This window comes from Geomonas sp., assembly GCF_035254065.1.
GTDB lineage: Bacteria > Desulfobacterota > Desulfuromonadia > Geobacterales > Geobacteraceae > Geomonas.
The window spans coordinates 1-16,485 of sequence record NZ_DATFBA010000248.1; the positions used below are offsets into that span (position 1 = coordinate 1).

Below are 16,485 nucleotides of genomic sequence, written 5' to 3' on the forward strand. Positions count from 1 at the left end.
GTCCTGCACCAGTTGGTCGGTGTCCTGCACCAGTTGGTCGGTGTCCTGCACCAGTTGGTCGGTGTCCCGCACCAGTTGGCCGGCATCATGAACCTGTTGGACCATTCTGTCGTCCAGTTGGCCGAGGCCGCGGACCAGTGACTCAACTGCGTGGACCAGTTGGGCTAGGCTTTGGGCCAGATGATCGACCCAATCGAACAGTTGGTCAAGCCCGCGAACCAGTTAATCCAGATGGTGGGACTGGTGGTCAACACCGTGACCCAGCGGGTTCCTGCAGCCGGCAAGGGAGTTGAACCTGGTGGTGGTTTGGCACAGGGCGAAGGATGAATTCCGCAGATAGGTGACAGCACTGCTGGGGGGAAGAAGGCATCGTCCCCGGATGCCGCTCATCTGTTCCGGCATCCGGGGATGAGATGTCAGCGATCGCCGGCTTCGGTGGAGGCGGTGATCACGGGGGGGGTGCCCTTGTTGGTTGTCTTTTTGCGGGGTTTGGACAACACGATGCCGCTTTCCTGAATGACGATGAGATCGTCTTGGTCTCCCACGGCTTCCAAAAAGTGGAAAAACTTCCTCATCAGGTCGGTAAGCTCCTGTTGGACCTTATCTCGCTGAATCAGCTTGAGCCGGTTGTACTTGGCTTCCTCGCACAGTTGTTGGAAAAGGTTTGTCAGGTTGACGAAGTACTCATCCGAAACAAGTCTGTCATGCCGGTCCCGCAGTACGGGGACTTTCGACAGCAAGCCAATGAAGGTGAAAGCCATGATGAGCAGTTGCGCCGGTATCTTTGGCAGCTTGTACTTGAAGACCATGGGATGGCTCCTTGTTCTCGGGTGTGTGCAGGTGATTGGCGTACGTTAATTATCTTTCGCCTCAGCATAGCAGACTGTACGTGAAACGCAATTCTCTGAGACGAGTTTGTCTGGGAAGGGGAGGCGGATTGGGGGCAACTCACGCCAAGCTGGTGGCTAAGGAATGTCATTTGGGGTAAAATATTTCCAAGAGATGAGGAGGCTTTGGAAATGGTGCGTCCTTTTCTCTGAGATGCTCCCGGCTCGCTGCAGGACAGCATTAAGCGATGACCGAACGCACCGCAGCAGAAGTTTGCCCAGCTGCTCGCCGCCTTACTACATCGTCCACCATCGTTCACCCGATTTCTCGCACGACTGACCAAACCTGCAGGAGTTTCGATTTGCCTGTCCTGATACGTTCTGATTATCGGACCCCGGTTATCTACAGCAGGTCGGGTTACGCCTAACGTCTGTGGTATGACTATCGACGGAGATATCAGATGCAAGTTGCCAGGAGCATACTGCTGATCGAGGAAGACACCGTTGAAGCGCACCTGCTGGCGGGAATGCTGGCGAAATCAGGGGGAAATGAGTTCTCCGTCCAACATGTCCAGTCCTTGACCGAGGGACTCGATCTGCTGAAGACACGGTCTTTCGATTGTATCCTGCTTGATCTCAGTCTGCCGAACAGCCAGGGACTGCAAACCGCCCTGGCAGTACGAAAGGGCGCGCAACTGACGCCCATTGTCATCGTTACTCCCCTCGAGAACAAAGAAGATGCGCTTGAAGCGCTGCGGCTGGATATCCAGGACTATCTCGTCAAAGGCGATATGAACGGCACTCTCTTGGTGCGCTCGATCTGCCATTCCATCGAGCGCAAACGTATCGTAGAGGAACTTCGCGAAAGCGAGGAGCGTTTTGCCTCCTTCATGCGCCATTTGCCGGCCGCGGCCTGGATGAAGGATATGCAGGGTCGGTACGTGTACGCCAACGCGGAGGCCGAGCGCGTTTTCGCGACCCCACTGGCAGCGCTTTTGGGAAAGAGTGACAGGGACCTCTTTCCGCCGGAAACCGCTCGGCTGTTCAGCGAAAACGACTGCCGGGTCTTGTCGGAAGGGGGGAGCCTGGAAACGACTGAGGTCCTGCGTCAGGCCGACGGCATGGAGCACCACTCCATCGTGAACAAGTTCGCGGTCAACGCTCCGGATGGCAGGCCTGCCTACATCGCCGGGGTGGCCCTGGACATTACTGAACGGAGGCAGGCGGAGCAGGCGCTGCGGGAATCAGAGGAGAAGTTTGCCAGGATCTTCGACACAGTGCCCGTGGGGATCACCATCAGCACCCTGGCCGACGGCAGGTTCGTCGATATCAACCGGGAGGGAGAACGGCTATCCGGTTACCGGCGCGAGGAGGTGGTCGGCCACAATTCCCTGGAATTCGACATTTGGAAAGACTCCGCCGAACGGGATCGTGCCATCGAACAGCTTAGCAGAGAAGGGGTGTTGCGTGACCGGGAGATGATGTTTCGCACCAAGCAAGACGACATCCTGCGGGGACTGTTCTCGGCCGTTATCATCGATATCGGAGGGAAGAGGCATCTTCTCAGCATCGTAAGCGACATCACCGAGCAAAAAAGGGCAGAGGAGGCCCTGCGCCTGAGCGAAGCCCGCTATCGTGCCCTGTATCGTGACAACCCCACCATGATTGCCACCCTCGACGCCGAGTTGATCATGCTCTCCGTCAACCCTTTCTGCGCCCACCAGCTAGGCTACGACATGGAGGAGCTCGAAGGCCGTTCGGTGCTGACGATTTTCCATGAAGAAGACCGGGTCGCAGTGGCTGAGCAGTTGCGAAAATGCCTTGAAAATCCCAACCAAATTCACAGCTGGCAGTTCCGCAAGGTCCGCAAGGACGGCAGCGTACTTTGGGCGGAAGAGATGGCCCAGGCGGTATACGACCTGAACAATGCGCTGAACGTGCTGGTGGTATGCCAGGATATCTCCGAGCGTAAACTGGCAGAAGAAGCGCTCCAAAAATCGGAAAGGAAATTCTTCCGGATCTTCCATGCTGCGCCGGCGCTGATCGGTATTTCCACCCTCAAAGAGGGGCGGTTCATCGACATCAACGAATCGGCCTTGGAAACCCTGGGCTACCAACGACAGGAGGTGATCGGCCGGACAGTGTACGAACTAGGCCTGTGGGTGGACGAAACCGACCGGGACAGGGTGGTACGGATACTGGAGGAGGGAGGATCGGTCCGGAACCTCGAGATCAGATTCAGGGACAAGTTCGGGCGGATCTCGATCGGCCTCTACTCCGCGGAGTTGGTCGATCTCGACGGCGACCGGTACATGCTCAGCCTGGTGAGGGACATCACGGCCCGCAAGCGGGCGGAGGAGGAGGTCGAACGGCTGAACACCGACCTGTCAGCACGGGCCTTCGAACTGGAAAGCGCCAACCTGGATCTGGAAGCATTCAACTATACGGTCGCCCATGACCTCCGGCAGCCGCTTAACGTTATCAACGGGTACTGTCAGGCGATAAAAATGCTGTGTGGAAATAGGCTCGACGAAGAATGCAAGGACTATCTCGAAGAAGCCTACAACGGCACCCTGCGCATGAACCAGTTGATCGACGCCTTGCTCAAGTTCTCCCGCACGGCTCGCGTCGAGTTGCACCGGGAAACCGTCGACCTGACTAAAATGGCACAGGAAGCGGCTGCGGAACTGAGAATAGCCGAGCCTGAGCGCCGTATCACCTTCAGGATTGCCGATGGGATAATCGCCGATGGAGACGCGAACCTGTTACAGGTTGCCCTGGCCAACCTCATCGGCAATGCCTGGAAATATACCGGTACTCGGGAAGACGCGACAATCGAGTTCGGGGCGACGCAGGTAGACGGCCGGCAGGCTTATTTCGTCAGGGATAACGGCTCCGGATTCGCCATGACTGATGCCGAGAAGCTTTTCACCCCCTTCCAGCGCCTTCCTGGCGCCGAAAAGTTGAAGGGGTTCGGCATCGGGCTTGCCACGGTTGAGCGCATCATTCGCCGTCACGGGGGACGAATCTGGGCTGAAGGGGAAAAAGAGAAAGGCGCCACCTTTTATTTTACCCTCGGCCACGGGGTAGGGGACTCGGAAGCGGCGCCGAAGCCGGCCTGGTAGGGTGGCCGCTAGTTGAGGTCTCCTGGAGGCACTGGCGTCCCCCCGCTTTGCTGGATTCAGACCTCAATACGGAATTCAGCGCCCTCTTCGCTGTTGCGCGCGGTGAGACTGCCGTTCATGTTCTTCTCGATGATGGTCTTGGACATGAACAGCCCGATGCCGGTCCCCTTGTCGGGCCCCTTGGTGGTGAAGTAGGGATCGAAGATCTTCTCCATGATGTCGGGAGCGATCCCCCCTGCGTTGTCGGAGATGGTCAGCACCGTTTTCCCGTTCTCCCTGAACAGCCGCACCGACACCATGGGATGCTCGACCCGGCGCTCCAGGATGGCATCCTTGGCGTTGACCAGGATGTTGAGGATGACCTGGGAGAACTCGTTGGGATAGCCATACACCTCCAGCGCCGGGTCGGACTCCACCTCGATCGTCAGGTTCAGCTCCTTGAAGGCGGCTTCCACGATGGAGACCGTCTTGCCGAGCACCTCGGCCACCCGGAATGATTCTTTTTCCTTGTCGGGGCCGAAGAAGTTCCTGAACCCGTCGATGGTCTTGGACATGTAGTTGATGACCTGCATGGCCCGGGCGGTACTGGCGTCGAGGTACTCCTGGTCGAACATGCCGCGCTGGTACATCCTCGGGAGCTCCTGCACGATGAGCCCCAAGGTGTTCAGCGGCTGGCGCCACTGGTGGGCGATGTTGCCGATCATCTCACCCAAGGCGGCCAGCCGCCCCTGCCGGATCATCAGCTTATCCCGCTTGTGCATCTCCTCCACCGCCCTCAGGCGCTGCGACATTTCCTCCTTGAGTGCCTTCTCGGTCTCGACGATGTGGGTGATATCAAGGCAGGCTCCGACCATCCGCAACGGAGCACCGTTTTCGTCGTAGAACACCTTGCCCCGCGCCGTCAGCCACCGGACCTTGCGGTCGATCTCACCAATGGTCCGGTACTCGACGTTGAAGATTCCGCCCTCGGGGACGAGGGCTTCCCTGATCGCCCGGTCGATTTTCTCACGGTCGTCGGGGTGCACTCCAGCCAGGAAAAGCTCGTGGTCCACCTCAGCTTCAGGGAGAAGCCCGTGGTGCTCCTTCGCGATATCTGACCACTGGTGCTTCCCTGATCCGATGTCCCATTCGAAGGTGCCGAGGCCTGCCGTCTCGATGGCGAGCTTCAAAGTGGCCTCGCTCTTCTGCAGCGCCTGCTCCGCCATCTTGCGTTCGGTGATGTCTTTAAAGACCACGGCGACTTTAGGTTCACCAGGTTTGCCGACACTGTAGGCGCTCACCTGGAACCAACGGTTCAGCGATTTGGTCCAATTCTCAAAATGAGCTGGTTCGCCCGATATGGCCACATGCTCGTACATTTCGAACCAGTGCGGCTCGAGATCCTGGGCTAGCTCCCGTACCAGCTTCCCCTTTGCATCATGCCAGCCGGTGTGCGTTTCAAAGGCCGGGTTTATTTCCTCCAATCGGCAATCGACAAGGTGATTGTCTGCGTCGAAGATCAATCCGAGCACGCAAAATCCCTCTGTCATCGTGTTAAACAGGGCGCGATACCGCTCTTCGGACTGTTGCAGCGCTTTCTGGGCATCTTTGCGCTCTGTCATAACGCTTGTGGTACAGAACCATTCGCAGAACTCGCCTCTTTTATTCAAGAAAACCGAATCGCTCTGCTTGGTGTCGCTCTTGCTTTTTGCCAAAAGAGTCATATCCTGCTGCCTCCTCTGATCAACTTTGGGCTCAACCGATCTTAAATGTCAAGGAAGCCGGTCGCTGTCAATGTCCTCGTCGACGTAGGTAGCAATTAGCTAGGAATTAAAGTAAAAAAAACCCGCTAAATCTGTGTTAAAGATTAGCGGGTTTGCGAGAGGGGCAAGGTGTAACTTGATGATTTAAATTATGTTTTAACGGGGCGGGCAATGCTTGAAAGCAGTAAAAAGCCCTAGGAGAGGTTCCACAAAAACATCTCCCACATGTCCTTCCAGCTCTTGCCGATCTCCTCGACCACGGAGGGCTCGAAACCGCAGTGCATCATGCACTGGGCGCAGCGCGGGTCTTTGCCGACGCCGTACTTGTCCCACTGGGTCTTCTCCATCATCTCCTTGAAGCTGCCATAGTGGGCGTCGGTGATCAGGTAGCAGGGGGCCTTCCAGCCGCGGGTGTTCCTGGTCGGGTTGCCCCACGGGGTGCACTCGAGCTTCTTGTCGCCTTTCAGGAAGCGCAGGTACATCGGGGTGGAGAAGAAGCAGAAGCGCTTGCTCATCTCGAATACCTGCTCGAATTTCCTCTCGATCTCGCGCCGCTCCAGGAAGAGCTTCTCGCCGACCGCCTCGTAACCGAATCCGGGCGCCACCAGGAAGCCGTCGACGCCCAGGTCCTTCAGGTGGGAGAAGAGCATCTCGATCTCGATCAGGTCGGTCTCCTTGAAGATGGTGGTGTTGGTGCAGAGCCTGAAGCCGAGTGACTTCGCCTTCTTGATGGCGCTCATGGCGATCTTGAAGGTGCCGGCACGCTCCAGGATGCGGTCGTGGGTCTCCTCCATGCCGTCCATGTGCACGTTCAGTACGAAGTTCGGATGGGGCTTCATCTTGTCGAGCGCCTTCTCCAGCAGGAGCGCATTGGTGCAGAGGTAGATGTGCTTGCCGCGCTCCAGCACCTTCTCGATCAGTTCGAAGATGTGCGGGTAGAGGAAGGGCTCGCCACCGGTGATGGTGACGACCGGCGCCGGGCACTGGTCGACCGAGTCGAGGCACTCCTCGAGGGTCATCATCTCCTGCATGGTGTCTGCGTATTCCCTGATCCTTCCGCAGCCGGAGCAGGCGAGGTTGCAAAGATGGGTAGGCTCCAGCATCAGCACGAGCGGATACTTGTCCACTTTCTTCATCTTGTTGGACATGATGTACTTGGTCAGATCATAGTTGAGTCGCATCGGGAAACGCATGGTGGTTCTTTCCTTTAAGTTGAGTCTGGTTTGGATCTAACTGCTTGGATCTAACTGCCAAGGCAAATCCCCCCTGTCCCCTCTTTATCAAGGGGGGGACTTACGGGTAGCCTTCCTGCAGCTTGTGACTTTTTTTCGTGTATCTTTCGTGACTTTCGTGGTGAAAGCCTGTGGTTAAAGGTTTCGGCATTCTGGCACAGTAAAACGGGACGAGTCAAAGGAACTTTCCCTGAGACTGTCCCGTTCGGTGTTCTGAGCCTCGCTTGTCTACTTCACCCGGGCGAGCTGGGGCATCTGCATGCTCTGCGAGCTCAGGAACTGTTCGCAGGTGGCGGTGATGCCGGCGGCGTCGATGCCGAGGTCGGAGCGGAGCTGCGCCTGGCTGCCGTGCTCGATGAAGCTGTCGGGAATGCCGATCCTCTTCACCCGCACGGAGGTCAATCCTGCATCGGAGATGGCTTCCAGCACCGCGCTGCCGAAGCCGCCCTGCAGGGCGTTCTCCTCGACGGTGACGATGCAGCCGGTCTTCTTCGCCTGGGCGAGGATCAGCTCGCTGTCCAGCGGCTTCACGAAGCGGGCGTTGACCACGGCGGCCGAGATCCCCTTCTCCTTCAGCATCTTCGCCGCCTCCAGGGCGGGATAGACGGTGGAGCCGATGGCGACCAGGGTCAGGTCGTCCCCTTCAGCGATGAGCTCTCCCTTGCCGATCTCCAGTTCCTTCAGCTCCTGGTCCATCGCCACGCCGTAGCCGGCGCCGCGCGGATAGCGGAGGGCGACCGGTCGGCCGGAGTAGACGGCGGTCTTCAGCATGTGCTGCAGCTCGTTCTCGTCCTTGGGGGCCATCACGGTAAGCTCGGGAAGGTGGCGCAGATAGGAGATGTCGAAGGCGCCGTGGTGGGTCGGGCCGTCGTCACCCACCAGGCCGGCACGGTCCAGCGCCAGGGTCACCGGCAGCTTCTGCAGGCAGATGTCGTGGAAGACCTGGTCGTAGGCGCGCTGGGTGAAGGTCGAGTAGATGGCGGCCACCGGACGGAACCCCTCGGTGGCGAGCCCCGCGGCGAAAGTGAGCGCGTGCTGCTCGGCGATCCCCACGTCGAAGAAGCGCTCCGGGTACTTGTTGCCGAAGCCGGAAAGCCCGGTGCCGTCGGGCATGGCGGCGGTGATGGCCAAAATCTTGGGATCGCTGGCGGCCAGCTTCACCATGGTGTCGCCGAACACCTGCGTGTAGGAGGGGGGCGCGGGCTTGGAGGCGGCGGCCCCGGCCGGCTTCACCGGTGCGATGCCGTGGAACTTGTCCGGTGTCTCCTCGGCGGGGGGATACCCCTTCCCCTTCTTGGTCATCACGTGCAGCAGGATGGGCCCTTCGATCTTCTTCACGTTCTCCAGCACGGCCACCATGTCCTCAAGCTCGTGGCCGGCGATCGGTCCCACGTACTCGAAGCCGAGCGCCTCGAACAGGGTGCCCGGGGTCAGGAATCCTTTCAGGGAGTTCTCCGCCTTCTTCGCGAAGTGCAGGATGTTGCTCCCGATGGCGGGAATGCCGGTGATCAGCTCCTCCATCTCCTTCTTCAGGCTCCGGTAGTAGCTGCCGGTCATCTTGCGGGAGATGAAGGAGGAGAGGGCGCCGACGTTTTTGGAGATGGACATCTCGTTGTCGTTCAGCACCACGATCAGGTTCTTCCTGAGGTGCCCCGCCTGGTTCAGTGCCTCGAAGGCCATGCCGCCGGTCAGCGAGCCGTCGCCGATTACCGAGATGACCCGGTTGGAGCCGTTGGCGAGGGAGCTTGCCACCGCCATGCCGAGGCCGGCCGAGATGGAGGTCGAGGAGTGCCCGACGCCGAAGGCGTCATGGATGGACTCGCATCTCTTGGGAAAGCCGCTGATCCCCTTGTAGCAGCGCTGGGTGTGGAAGACGTCGCGGCGGCCGGTGAGGAGCTTGTGGGTATAGGCCTGGTGGCCGACGTCCCAGATGATCTTGTCGGTGGGGGAGTCGAAGCAGTAGTGAAGCGCGATGGAGAGTTCGACGCAGCCCAGGTTGGAGGCCAGGTGTCCGCCGGTCTTGGGGACGGTCTCCATCAGGTAGGCGCGCACCTCGTCGGCCAGCGCGGCCAGCTCGTCGGTCTTGAGTTTTTTCAGGTCGTTAGGACTATTTATCTTCGAAAGCAGCTTGTACACTGGATCTCCTGAGAACCCATCACATGTATGAAGGAAGCTGTATCAGGGGAGAAAGGCTAAGGTTTCAGATTCTAAACGAAAAAAAGAAAGTGTAAATAGTAAAGTGACGGGGCGAGGGAAGTTATCTCGCGTAGCCGTGGCTGCGGAACCAGTCTACCGCCCGCTCCAGCGACCCCCTGACCGGGGTGAGCGGGAGCCCCAGTTCGGTCACGGCCTTGCCGGGATCGAAGTACATGAACTTCCTGGCCATCTGCACGCCGGCCAGCGGGATGAGCGGTTCCTTGCCGGTCAGCTTGGAGATCCCCTCGTTCACGTAGGCCGCCATCAGGATCGGGTAGTAGGGGAGGCGGACCTTGGGGGCCGACAGCCCGGTGATCTCCGAGAGCAGCGCGAAGATCTTGGCGAGGGTCAGGTTCTCGTTGCCCAAGATGTACTTCTCGCCGATCTTTCCCTTCTGCGCCGCCAGGATGTGCCCGCGCGCGCAGGTCTCCACATCGATCAGGTTGAGTCCGGTGTCCAGGTAGGCGGGCATCTTGCGGTTGAGGAAGTCGACGATGATCTTGCCGGTGGGGGTTGGTTTGATGTCCATCGGCCCCACCGGGGTGGAGGGGTTGACGATCACCAGCGGCAGCCCACGGGAGAGGAAGCTTTCCGCCTCGCGCTCGGCCAGGAACTTGCTCTTCTTGTAATCTCCCACCATGTCGCCGAAGCCGACCGGGGTCTTCTCGTTGCCGGGGGTACCGTTGCCCGGGTTCCCCAGGGTCCCCACCGAACTCGTGTAGACCACCTTCTCGACCCCTGCCTGCAGGGCGGCGGAGAGGATGTTGCGGGTCCCCCCCACGTTCACCTCGTACATGGAGGCGGGGTCTTTGGTCCAGAGCCGGTAATCGGCGGCGGCGTGGTAGAGGCTTCGGCAGCCGGCCAGCCCGCGGGCGAGCGCCGCCTGATCGGAAAGGTCACCCTCGCAGGTCTCCACGTCCAAGCCGGCGAGGTTGCTGCGGTCGGAGCCGGGACGGGCGAGGACCCGCACCTGCCAGCCGTCCTTCAGCAGTTCGCGGACGATGCTCGCCCCTATGAAACCGGTGGCGCCGGTGACGAACGCTCTCATGCAGGAATCCGTTTAACTCCCTCAAAAACAACAGCAATCCCCCCTGTCCCCCCTTTATCAAGGGGGGGACGTGTAGAGGATACCGTTGATTATCGTTTCGGGTTATCCCTCGCCGCCGGTCAGCGTGCGGTAGGTGCCGAGCGCCATCAGGGGGAAGCAGTTGCGGTAGATGTGGTACTTGATCATGAAGTACTTGGGGAAACCGGTGCCGGTGTAGTGCATCTCGTCCCAGGTGCCGTCGGCCTTCTGGGTGGAGAGGAGGTACTGGATGCCGCGGGTGACCGCGGAGCAGTTGGCCTCGCCCGCCGCCATCAGCGCCAGAAGGGCCCAGCTGGTCTGGGAAGCGGTGCTTTCGCCGATGCCGGCCAGGGTGCGGTCGTGGTAGGACTCGCAGGTCTCGCCCCAGCCGCCGTCGATGTTCTGGTGCGACTTGATCCAGTTCACGGCCTTGCGGACGTAGGGCTGGGTCATGTCCTCGCCGATCTCCTTAAGGCCGCAGAGTACCGACCAGGTGCCGTAGAGGTAGTTGACCCCCCAGCGCCCCCACCAGCACCCTTCCGGTTCCTGCTCCTTCTTAAGGAAATCCAGCGCGCGCACGGCGGCCGGGTAATCCTTGGCGTAGCCGAAGTTCCCCATCAGCTCCAGCATGCGGCCGGTCAGGTCGGCGGTAGGGGGATCGATCAGCGCCTCCAGGTCGGCGAAGGGGATCTTGTTCAAGAGGTACTTGGTGTTGTCCTTGTCGAAGGCGCCCCAGCCGCCGTTCTTGCTCTGCATGCCCAGGCACCAGTTGATGCCGCGCTTGATGGCGCCGTCCATCAGTTTCCGGTCCTTGACCTGGATGCCCTTCAAGGCCATCATCACGAAGCCCGAGTCGTCCACGTCGGGATACCAGTCGTTCAGGAACTCGAAGGCCCAGCCGCCAGGCTCGAGATCGGGGCACTTGATCTTCCAGTCGCCCGGCTTTCTCACTTCCTTGTCCAAAAGCCACTCGGCCGCCTTCACCAGGGAAGGGTGGTCGGTGGGGACACCGGAGTCGGTGAGCGCCTTGAGCGCCAGCGCGGTGTCCCAGACCGGCGAGATGCAGGACTGCAGGACGATCTGGTTCTCACCCTCGATGCAGAAGTTCGCCAGCGCCTCCATCCCTTTGACCATCACCGGATGGTCGTTGGAGTAGCCGAGCGCGTTCAGGCAGAGGATGGCGTTCAGCATGGCCGGCTGGATGCCGCCCCAGTCGCCGGTATTTTCCTGGTGCTCGACCACCCACTTCTCGATCTCGGCCAGCGCCTTCTTCTTGAAGGGGCGGATCGGGCTCCGCTCGTAGACCTTCAGCATGTGGTCGGCACCGATGAAGAAGTTCTTCCAGGTGAGGATGCCGTCTTCCTTGGTGAAGGTATAATCGATCGGGCGCGGCGGGCGCACGAAGAGCTCCTGCACCCGCATGGCGGGGGGCAGCTTCTTGACCGGGCGCTTGTCCATCACCACCGAGAGCGGGATGATGGTGGCGCGGGCCCAGCTGGAGAACTCGTACATGTTGAAATAGGCCCAGTTGGGGAGCAGGGTGAGCTCGACCGGCATGGAAGGCACGCCGAACCAGGCGAACTCGCCGAACATGGCGAGGAAGATCTTGGTGAAGACGCGGGTCTTGATGATGCCGCCCTGGTCCAGGACGAAGCGGCGCGCCTTCTCCATGGCCGGGTGCTCGGCCGGGTAACCGGCCAGCTTCAGCGCGAAGTAGGCCTCGACCGTGGTGGAGAGGTCGCCCGGGCCGCCGTAGTAGATGGTCCAGAAACCTTCCTCGGTCTGCTTGGAGAGGAGGTAGTTGGCCATCTTCCGCTGGCGCTCGTGATCGACGAGCCCCAGGAAATGGAACAGCATGATGTATTCGGCGGTGATGGTGACATTGGATTCCAGCTCCGCCCACCAGTAACCTTTGGGGAGCTGTTCCCTGAAGAAGAAATCGCGGCTTGCGTCGATGGCGAGATCAAGTTGATTCTTTGCCTGTCCCTGCTTTCTCTTCCAGATAGAAGGGGGAAGGCGATGTATCTTGGCTCCCTGGTTCTGGCTGGCTGTCTGATCCGGTTCTACGGCTGCGCCGTTGAATGAAGTCAGTGCGTGCGAGATGGGATGTTTGAAGGGGGAAGTCACCACAAACTCCTTTGAGCGAGATTGGCACAAGTCCGTACAGTGTAACGATATTGCTACAAGTTACAAGCAGCGAGATTTATCACACTTTCGTATAAAGGTACACCACTTTTTGCTGTCTCTAACAAAATTCATCAAATAAAACACTGGTTTTACTGAGGAATGTTGATTATGCGGTAGCGGTATGCTAGGTTGCGTGGGCGAAAAAACGGGAAAGAGAGATGTGATCTTATGAAACGATCTGCTAACGAGGGAGGCTTCCTGTTCTCCCTTTCGTCGCGCTACCCATGGATGGTCCTCCTGGTAGCTTTGGTACTGTCCGCGCTGTCACTTTGGTATACCACCCAAAGGATGGAGTTTTTGACCGGTCGCGACGACCTGATGCCCAAGAACACCTCCTTCAACCGCGACTACCAGGCCTACCGCGCCGAGTTCGGCAACCCCGAAGACATCGTGGTGGTGATCGAGAGCGCCGACGCCGAGCGAGCGGGCGCCTTCGGACAGAAGCTCTACGACGCCTTTTCCCGCGACAAGGAGCATTTCTCCGACGTCTTCTATCCCTACGCGCTTCCCTTCTTCAAGAACAACGGCCTGCTTTTCATGGATCTGGCCGACCTCAAAGAGTTGCACCGGAACATAAGCCTGGCCGCGCCCCCCCTGAAGGCGCTGGCCAAGGCCCCCTCCGTCCAGACCCTCTTCAATTACATGACCCAGACCATGGACAGCTACGTGGCGGGTGACAGCTCCAAGCTCCCCGGCATCGTCTTCATGCTGGACAAGCTGGGCGCGGGCTTCACCAGCTTCGGCGCGGGGGGCGGCGCTCCGCCCTCACTGGAAAGCATGTTCATGAGCTCGGAATCCTCCTTCGCCAAGGCGGGGAGGCAGCAGATCCTGACCGTGCTGCCGGTCAGGAACATGGTGGGCTTCGTGCCGGCCGGTGCGGCCATCGCCACCGTGCGCGCGGAGATCGCCAAGGTAAGCGCGCTCCCCGAGTTCAAGGGTGTCAAGGTGGGGCTCACCGGGGCGCCGGTGCTGGAAAACGAGGAGATGGCCACCAGCCAGCACGACATCTCCATCGCCACCGTGCTGTCGCTGGCGCTCACCGTGGTCCTTCTGCTGCTCGCCTTCCGCGGCGTCCTGAACGTGTTCGCCGCCATGGTGTCGCTGCTGGTCGCCATCTCGCTCTCCTTCGGCTTCGCCACCGTGGCGATCGGCCACTTGAACATCCTCTCCATGGTCTTCGCCATCATGCTGATCGGCATCGGCATCGAGTACGGCATTCAGCTGGTGCTGCGCTACCAGGAGGAGCTCAAGCTGGGGAGCATGGAGCTGGAGGCGATTCACACCGGCCTGGACCGGAACATCTGGGCCATCGTGATGGCCGCCGCCACCGTGGCCGCCGCCTTCCTCACCTTCGTCTTCACCGACTTCAGAGGGATCGCCGAATTGGGCGTGATCGCCGGGGGAGGGGTGGTCATCTGCGTTGCCGTCACCTTCACCGTGCTCCCCGCCATGCTGGTGCTTTTGGCACGGCACAGAAAGCCGCGCAAGCCGCGGGTGGAACGGCCCAGGCCGCACCTGAAAAGGCTCTCGCTGATCCTGTTCGGCTATCCCAAGGTGGTGATCGCCGGAACCTTCGTGCTCTGCGTGGCCTCGCTCTATCCCCTTTCCCAGATCGCCTTCGACTACAACCTGATGAATCTGCAGGCCAAGGGGCTGGAGTCGGTCACCTACGCCTACAAGCTGATGCGGAGCAAGGAAAACGCCGGCTACTTCGCGGTGGTGGTCGCCAAGGACAAGGCCGACGCCGCCGCCAAGACCAAGGCGCTGGAGGCCCTTCCCACCGTCGACCACGTGGTGAGCGTGAACAGCTTCGTCCCCGACCACCAGCAGGAAAAACTTGCCGAGTTGGCCGCCATCAGGCAGGAACTCTCCGACATCAAGCCCGCCAAGTACGAGGAAGAGCTCTCGCTCATGGAACTTCCCACGGTGTTCGAGAATTTCCGCAACGCAGTGGTGAAACTGAAGGCGAAACTGGATGCGGAACATCGTCCCGAGGCCCAGCCGGTGGGGAAATTCCTGGCAACGCTGGACGCCTTCTTTGCAAAACTGGAGAAGGAGCGCAACAAAAACGCGGTCGGCATGCTGCAGGATTTCCAGGGGGGCATGTTCAAGGATCTCCCGGACAAGATCAACCTCCTCAAGGAGAGCCTGAACGCCAAGCCGATCACCGAGGCGGACATCCCCCCCGAGCTGAAAAGCCGCTTCGTGGGCAAGACCGGGAAGCTCCTTTTGCAGGTGGCGCCCAAGCACGAGATCTTCGACCGCAAGCCGCTCAAGGCGTTCCTCGACGACGTGCGGCGGCTGGAGCCGCATGCGACCGGTGAGCCGGTGATGGTGTACGAGTCGATGACCATCATGCGCGACGCCTACCAGCGCGCCTTCATCTATGCCTTCTGCGCGATCGTGGTCATCCTGCTGGTCGCCTTCCGCAGCTTCAAGTTCGCCCTGATCGGCCTGGTTCCGCTGGTGGTCGGCGTGCTGTTCATGGTGGCCGGCATGTGGATGTTCGGCATCAGCTTCAACTCCGCCAACATCATCGTGATGCCGCTGGTGCTGGGGATCGCGGTCGACTCCGGTATCTACATCATCAACCGGTTCCGGCGCGAGGACGAGACCGCCGCCACCGTGATCACCTCCAGTACCGGCATCGGCGTGCTCCTGAACACGCTCACCATCATGGCGAGCTTCGGCGCGCTGATGGTGGCCCACCACCAGGGGGTATTCAGCATCGGCGCTGTCATGTCGCTCGGCATGGTGGCCTGCCAGGTCGCCTTCATGATCACCCTGCCGGCCGTCTTGGAGCTGGCCGGCAAGAAGTAGGGGACCTTTTTTACTCACTCAGCCAACACGGCAGGCTCTCCCTCGCCCTCCGGGAGAGGGTAGGGGTGAGGGAAGCCTCAATCGCCTACTCTGCCGCGGGTCTGCCGCGGGCAGTAGGCAAATGCCGTTCACCCTGAGCCTGTCGAAGCCCGTCCTAAGCTTGTCGAAGGCGGGGGGGAACTCGTACGGCTTGCTCTGGCGTGGTAAGCGGGGCTCGTCTCTTCGTGGAAGCTTCCCTCACCCCGGCCCTCTCCCGGAGGGCGAGGGAGAGTTCGACGAGGGGGATTGAGTTAAGGTGGCAAACGAAGGAAGGTAGGGTTGGTGAAGGAGACCACTGCGAAAAAACTATCTCTGCGGGGCGCCGTGCCGTTGTCGCACTTCTTCCTCCGCCAGCTGGTCTGCCCGGGGGATTTGGCGGTGGACGCCACCTGCGGGAACGGACTGGATACCCTGCTCCTCGCCGAGTTGGTGGGGGAGGGGGGGAAGGTGTGGGCCTTCGACGTGCAGCCCCGCGCCATCGTTGCCACCCGGGAGCTCCTGGAGAAGGAGGGGCGCCGTGAGTGTGTGGAGCTGATCGAGGCCGGGCATGAGCGGCTCTCTGAATTCGTGCCCAAGGGGGTGAAGGCAGCTGTCTTCAACCTGGGCTACCTGCCGGGAGGCTTGTCGGCCGGAGCCTTGGCGAAGGCTGGCGAGCACCCGCTGGTGACCTCTCCGCAGACCACGGTCTCGGCGCTGGAGCAGGCCGCCTCGCTACTTGTTGCGGGAGGCATCATGGTGATCTCCCTGTACACCGGCCATGAAGGTGGCCCGGAAGAGGCGCAGGCCGTGGAGAGTTGGGGTGCGGCGCTTCCGCCCAAGCACTACAACGTCTGGTGCAGCCGCCAGCTGAACCGGCCGCCACTCGCACCGTACCTTGTCTTAGTCGAAAAAGTGTAAAGCCCATAGCTGTTAAGCCCCATGTCCGGCGGGATTAGGGGGAGTGGTTTTTGATTGAGAGCTGAAGGCAAAGGCAAATCCCCCCTGTCCCCCCTTTATCAGGGGGGGACGATGTATGAGGTGAAGAGGGCGATGCGAGACTTTGAAGTTACCTTGGTGCATATGCCTTTATCTGCTTTATGCCTTTATCCCTTTCATCCTGTTCATCCCTGTTAAATTAGCCTTTGATGTTGTTTTGAAAGGACGCGATGTTTCGTCAGTTACTCCCATTTCTGATCACCGCCCCGGCGCTTGCCTATGCCGGCATCACCCTGCAGTGCGGTCGCAGCTTCTTCGGCAAAAAAGAGAAGCTCC

The 16,485-nt window shown here is 60.1% G+C and carries 11 protein-coding genes; 5 read left to right on the forward strand and 6 right to left on the reverse strand.

Annotation, left to right across the window (positions count from 1 at the left end; all coding sequences use genetic code 11):
• Nucleotides 1–180: 180 nt before the first annotated feature.
• Nucleotides 181–327: a hypothetical protein gene (locus tag VJ604_RS11530; RefSeq protein WP_324082599.1), complete on the forward strand. Its 147-nt coding sequence runs from the start codon at nt 181–183 to the stop codon at nt 325–327.
• Between the two features lie 89 nt (nt 328–416).
• On the opposite strand, the gene VJ604_RS11535 is transcribed toward VJ604_RS11530, so the two are convergent.
• Entirely contained in the window at nt 417–809 is a 393-nt protein-coding gene (locus VJ604_RS11535; protein ID WP_324082600.1) for a hypothetical protein, read from the reverse strand.
• 479 nt (nt 810–1,288) lie between these two features.
• Between VJ604_RS11535 and VJ604_RS11540 the strand changes: the two genes are divergently transcribed.
• On the forward strand, nt 1,289–3,952 hold the full coding sequence (locus tag VJ604_RS11540) for a PAS domain S-box protein (RefSeq protein ID WP_324082602.1): 2,664 nt from the start codon (nt 1,289–1,291) through the stop codon (nt 3,950–3,952).
• Nucleotides 3,953–4,008: 56 nt separating this feature from the next.
• On the opposite strand, the gene VJ604_RS11545 is transcribed toward VJ604_RS11540, so the two are convergent.
• On the reverse strand, nt 4,009–5,481 hold the full coding sequence (locus tag VJ604_RS11545) for a PAS domain-containing sensor histidine kinase (RefSeq protein ID WP_324082604.1): 1,473 nt from the start codon (nt 5,479–5,481) through the stop codon (nt 4,009–4,011).
• Here VJ604_RS11545 and VJ604_RS11550 point away from each other — a divergent pair.
• The gene (locus VJ604_RS11550; protein WP_324082617.1) at nt 5,371–5,700 is read left to right on the forward strand and encodes a hypothetical protein; all 330 of its coding nucleotides are present in this window, start codon (nt 5,371–5,373) and stop codon (nt 5,698–5,700) included. The two genes, VJ604_RS11545 and VJ604_RS11550, sit on opposite strands and share 111 nt — an antisense overlap.
• Before the next feature lie 188 nt (nt 5,701–5,888).
• Here VJ604_RS11550 and hpnH read toward each other — a convergent pair whose 3' ends face one another.
• The 4 genes from hpnH to shc form a co-directional block, all read right to left on the reverse strand.
• Complete coding sequence (gene hpnH / locus VJ604_RS11555) at nt 5,889–6,887, reverse strand: adenosyl-hopene transferase HpnH (RefSeq protein ID WP_324082606.1); 999 nt, start codon at nt 6,885–6,887, stop codon at nt 5,889–5,891.
• 267 nt (nt 6,888–7,154) lie between these two features.
• A complete protein-coding gene (gene dxs, locus VJ604_RS11560; protein WP_324082608.1) occupies nt 7,155–9,062 on the reverse strand; it encodes a 1-deoxy-D-xylulose-5-phosphate synthase in 1,908 nt (635 codons plus the stop codon).
• Between the two features lie 121 nt (nt 9,063–9,183).
• The gene (gene hpnA, locus VJ604_RS11565; RefSeq protein WP_324082610.1) at nt 9,184–10,170 is read right to left on the reverse strand and encodes a hopanoid-associated sugar epimerase; all 987 of its coding nucleotides are present in this window, start codon (nt 10,168–10,170) and stop codon (nt 9,184–9,186) included.
• 102 nt (nt 10,171–10,272) lie between these two features.
• The gene (gene shc, locus VJ604_RS11570; protein WP_324082611.1) at nt 10,273–12,315 is read right to left on the reverse strand and encodes a squalene--hopene cyclase; all 2,043 of its coding nucleotides are present in this window, start codon (nt 12,313–12,315) and stop codon (nt 10,273–10,275) included.
• A 228-nt stretch (nt 12,316–12,543) separates the two neighbouring features.
• On the opposite strand from shc, the gene VJ604_RS11575 reads away from it, so the two are divergent.
• Together VJ604_RS11575 and mnmM are read left to right on the forward strand one after the other, a co-directional pair.
• Entirely contained in the window at nt 12,544–15,195 is a 2,652-nt protein-coding gene (locus VJ604_RS11575) for an MMPL family transporter (RefSeq protein WP_324082613.1), read from the forward strand.
• Nucleotides 15,196–15,516: 321 nt separating this feature from the next.
• Nucleotides 15,517–16,131 carry a tRNA 5-(aminomethyl)-2-thiouridylate-methyltransferase MnmM gene (gene mnmM, locus VJ604_RS11580; protein WP_324082615.1) on the forward strand — a complete coding sequence of 205 codons (615 nt, stop codon included), beginning with the start codon at nt 15,517–15,519 and terminating at the stop codon, nt 16,129–16,131.
• The last annotated feature ends 354 nt before the right edge of the window (nt 16,132–16,485 follow it).

What these genes read in the sequence shown, in the direction of transcription:
- VJ604_RS11540 (WP_324082602.1), top strand. Translation starts at nt 1,289, where the DNA reads ATGCAAGTTGCCAGGAGCATACTGCTGATCGAGGAAGACACCGTTGAA.
- VJ604_RS11550 (WP_324082617.1), top strand. Translation starts at nt 5,371, where the DNA reads ATGCCAGCCGGTGTGCGTTTCAAAGGCCGGGTTTATTTCCTCCAATCG.
- VJ604_RS11530 (WP_324082599.1), top strand. Translation starts at nt 181, where the DNA reads ATGATCGACCCAATCGAACAGTTGGTCAAGCCCGCGAACCAGTTAATC.
- VJ604_RS11575 (WP_324082613.1), top strand. Translation starts at nt 12,544, where the DNA reads ATGAAACGATCTGCTAACGAGGGAGGCTTCCTGTTCTCCCTTTCGTCG.
- hpnH (WP_324082606.1), bottom strand. Translation starts at nt 6,887, where the DNA reads ATGCGTTTCCCGATGCGACTCAACTATGATCTGACCAAGTACATCATG.
- hpnA (WP_324082610.1), bottom strand. Translation starts at nt 10,170, where the DNA reads ATGAGAGCGTTCGTCACCGGCGCCACCGGTTTCATAGGGGCGAGCATC.
- VJ604_RS11545 (WP_324082604.1), bottom strand. Translation starts at nt 5,481, where the DNA reads ATGACAGAGGGATTTTGCGTGCTCGGATTGATCTTCGACGCAGACAAT.
- VJ604_RS11535 (WP_324082600.1), bottom strand. Translation starts at nt 809, where the DNA reads ATGGTCTTCAAGTACAAGCTGCCAAAGATACCGGCGCAACTGCTCATC.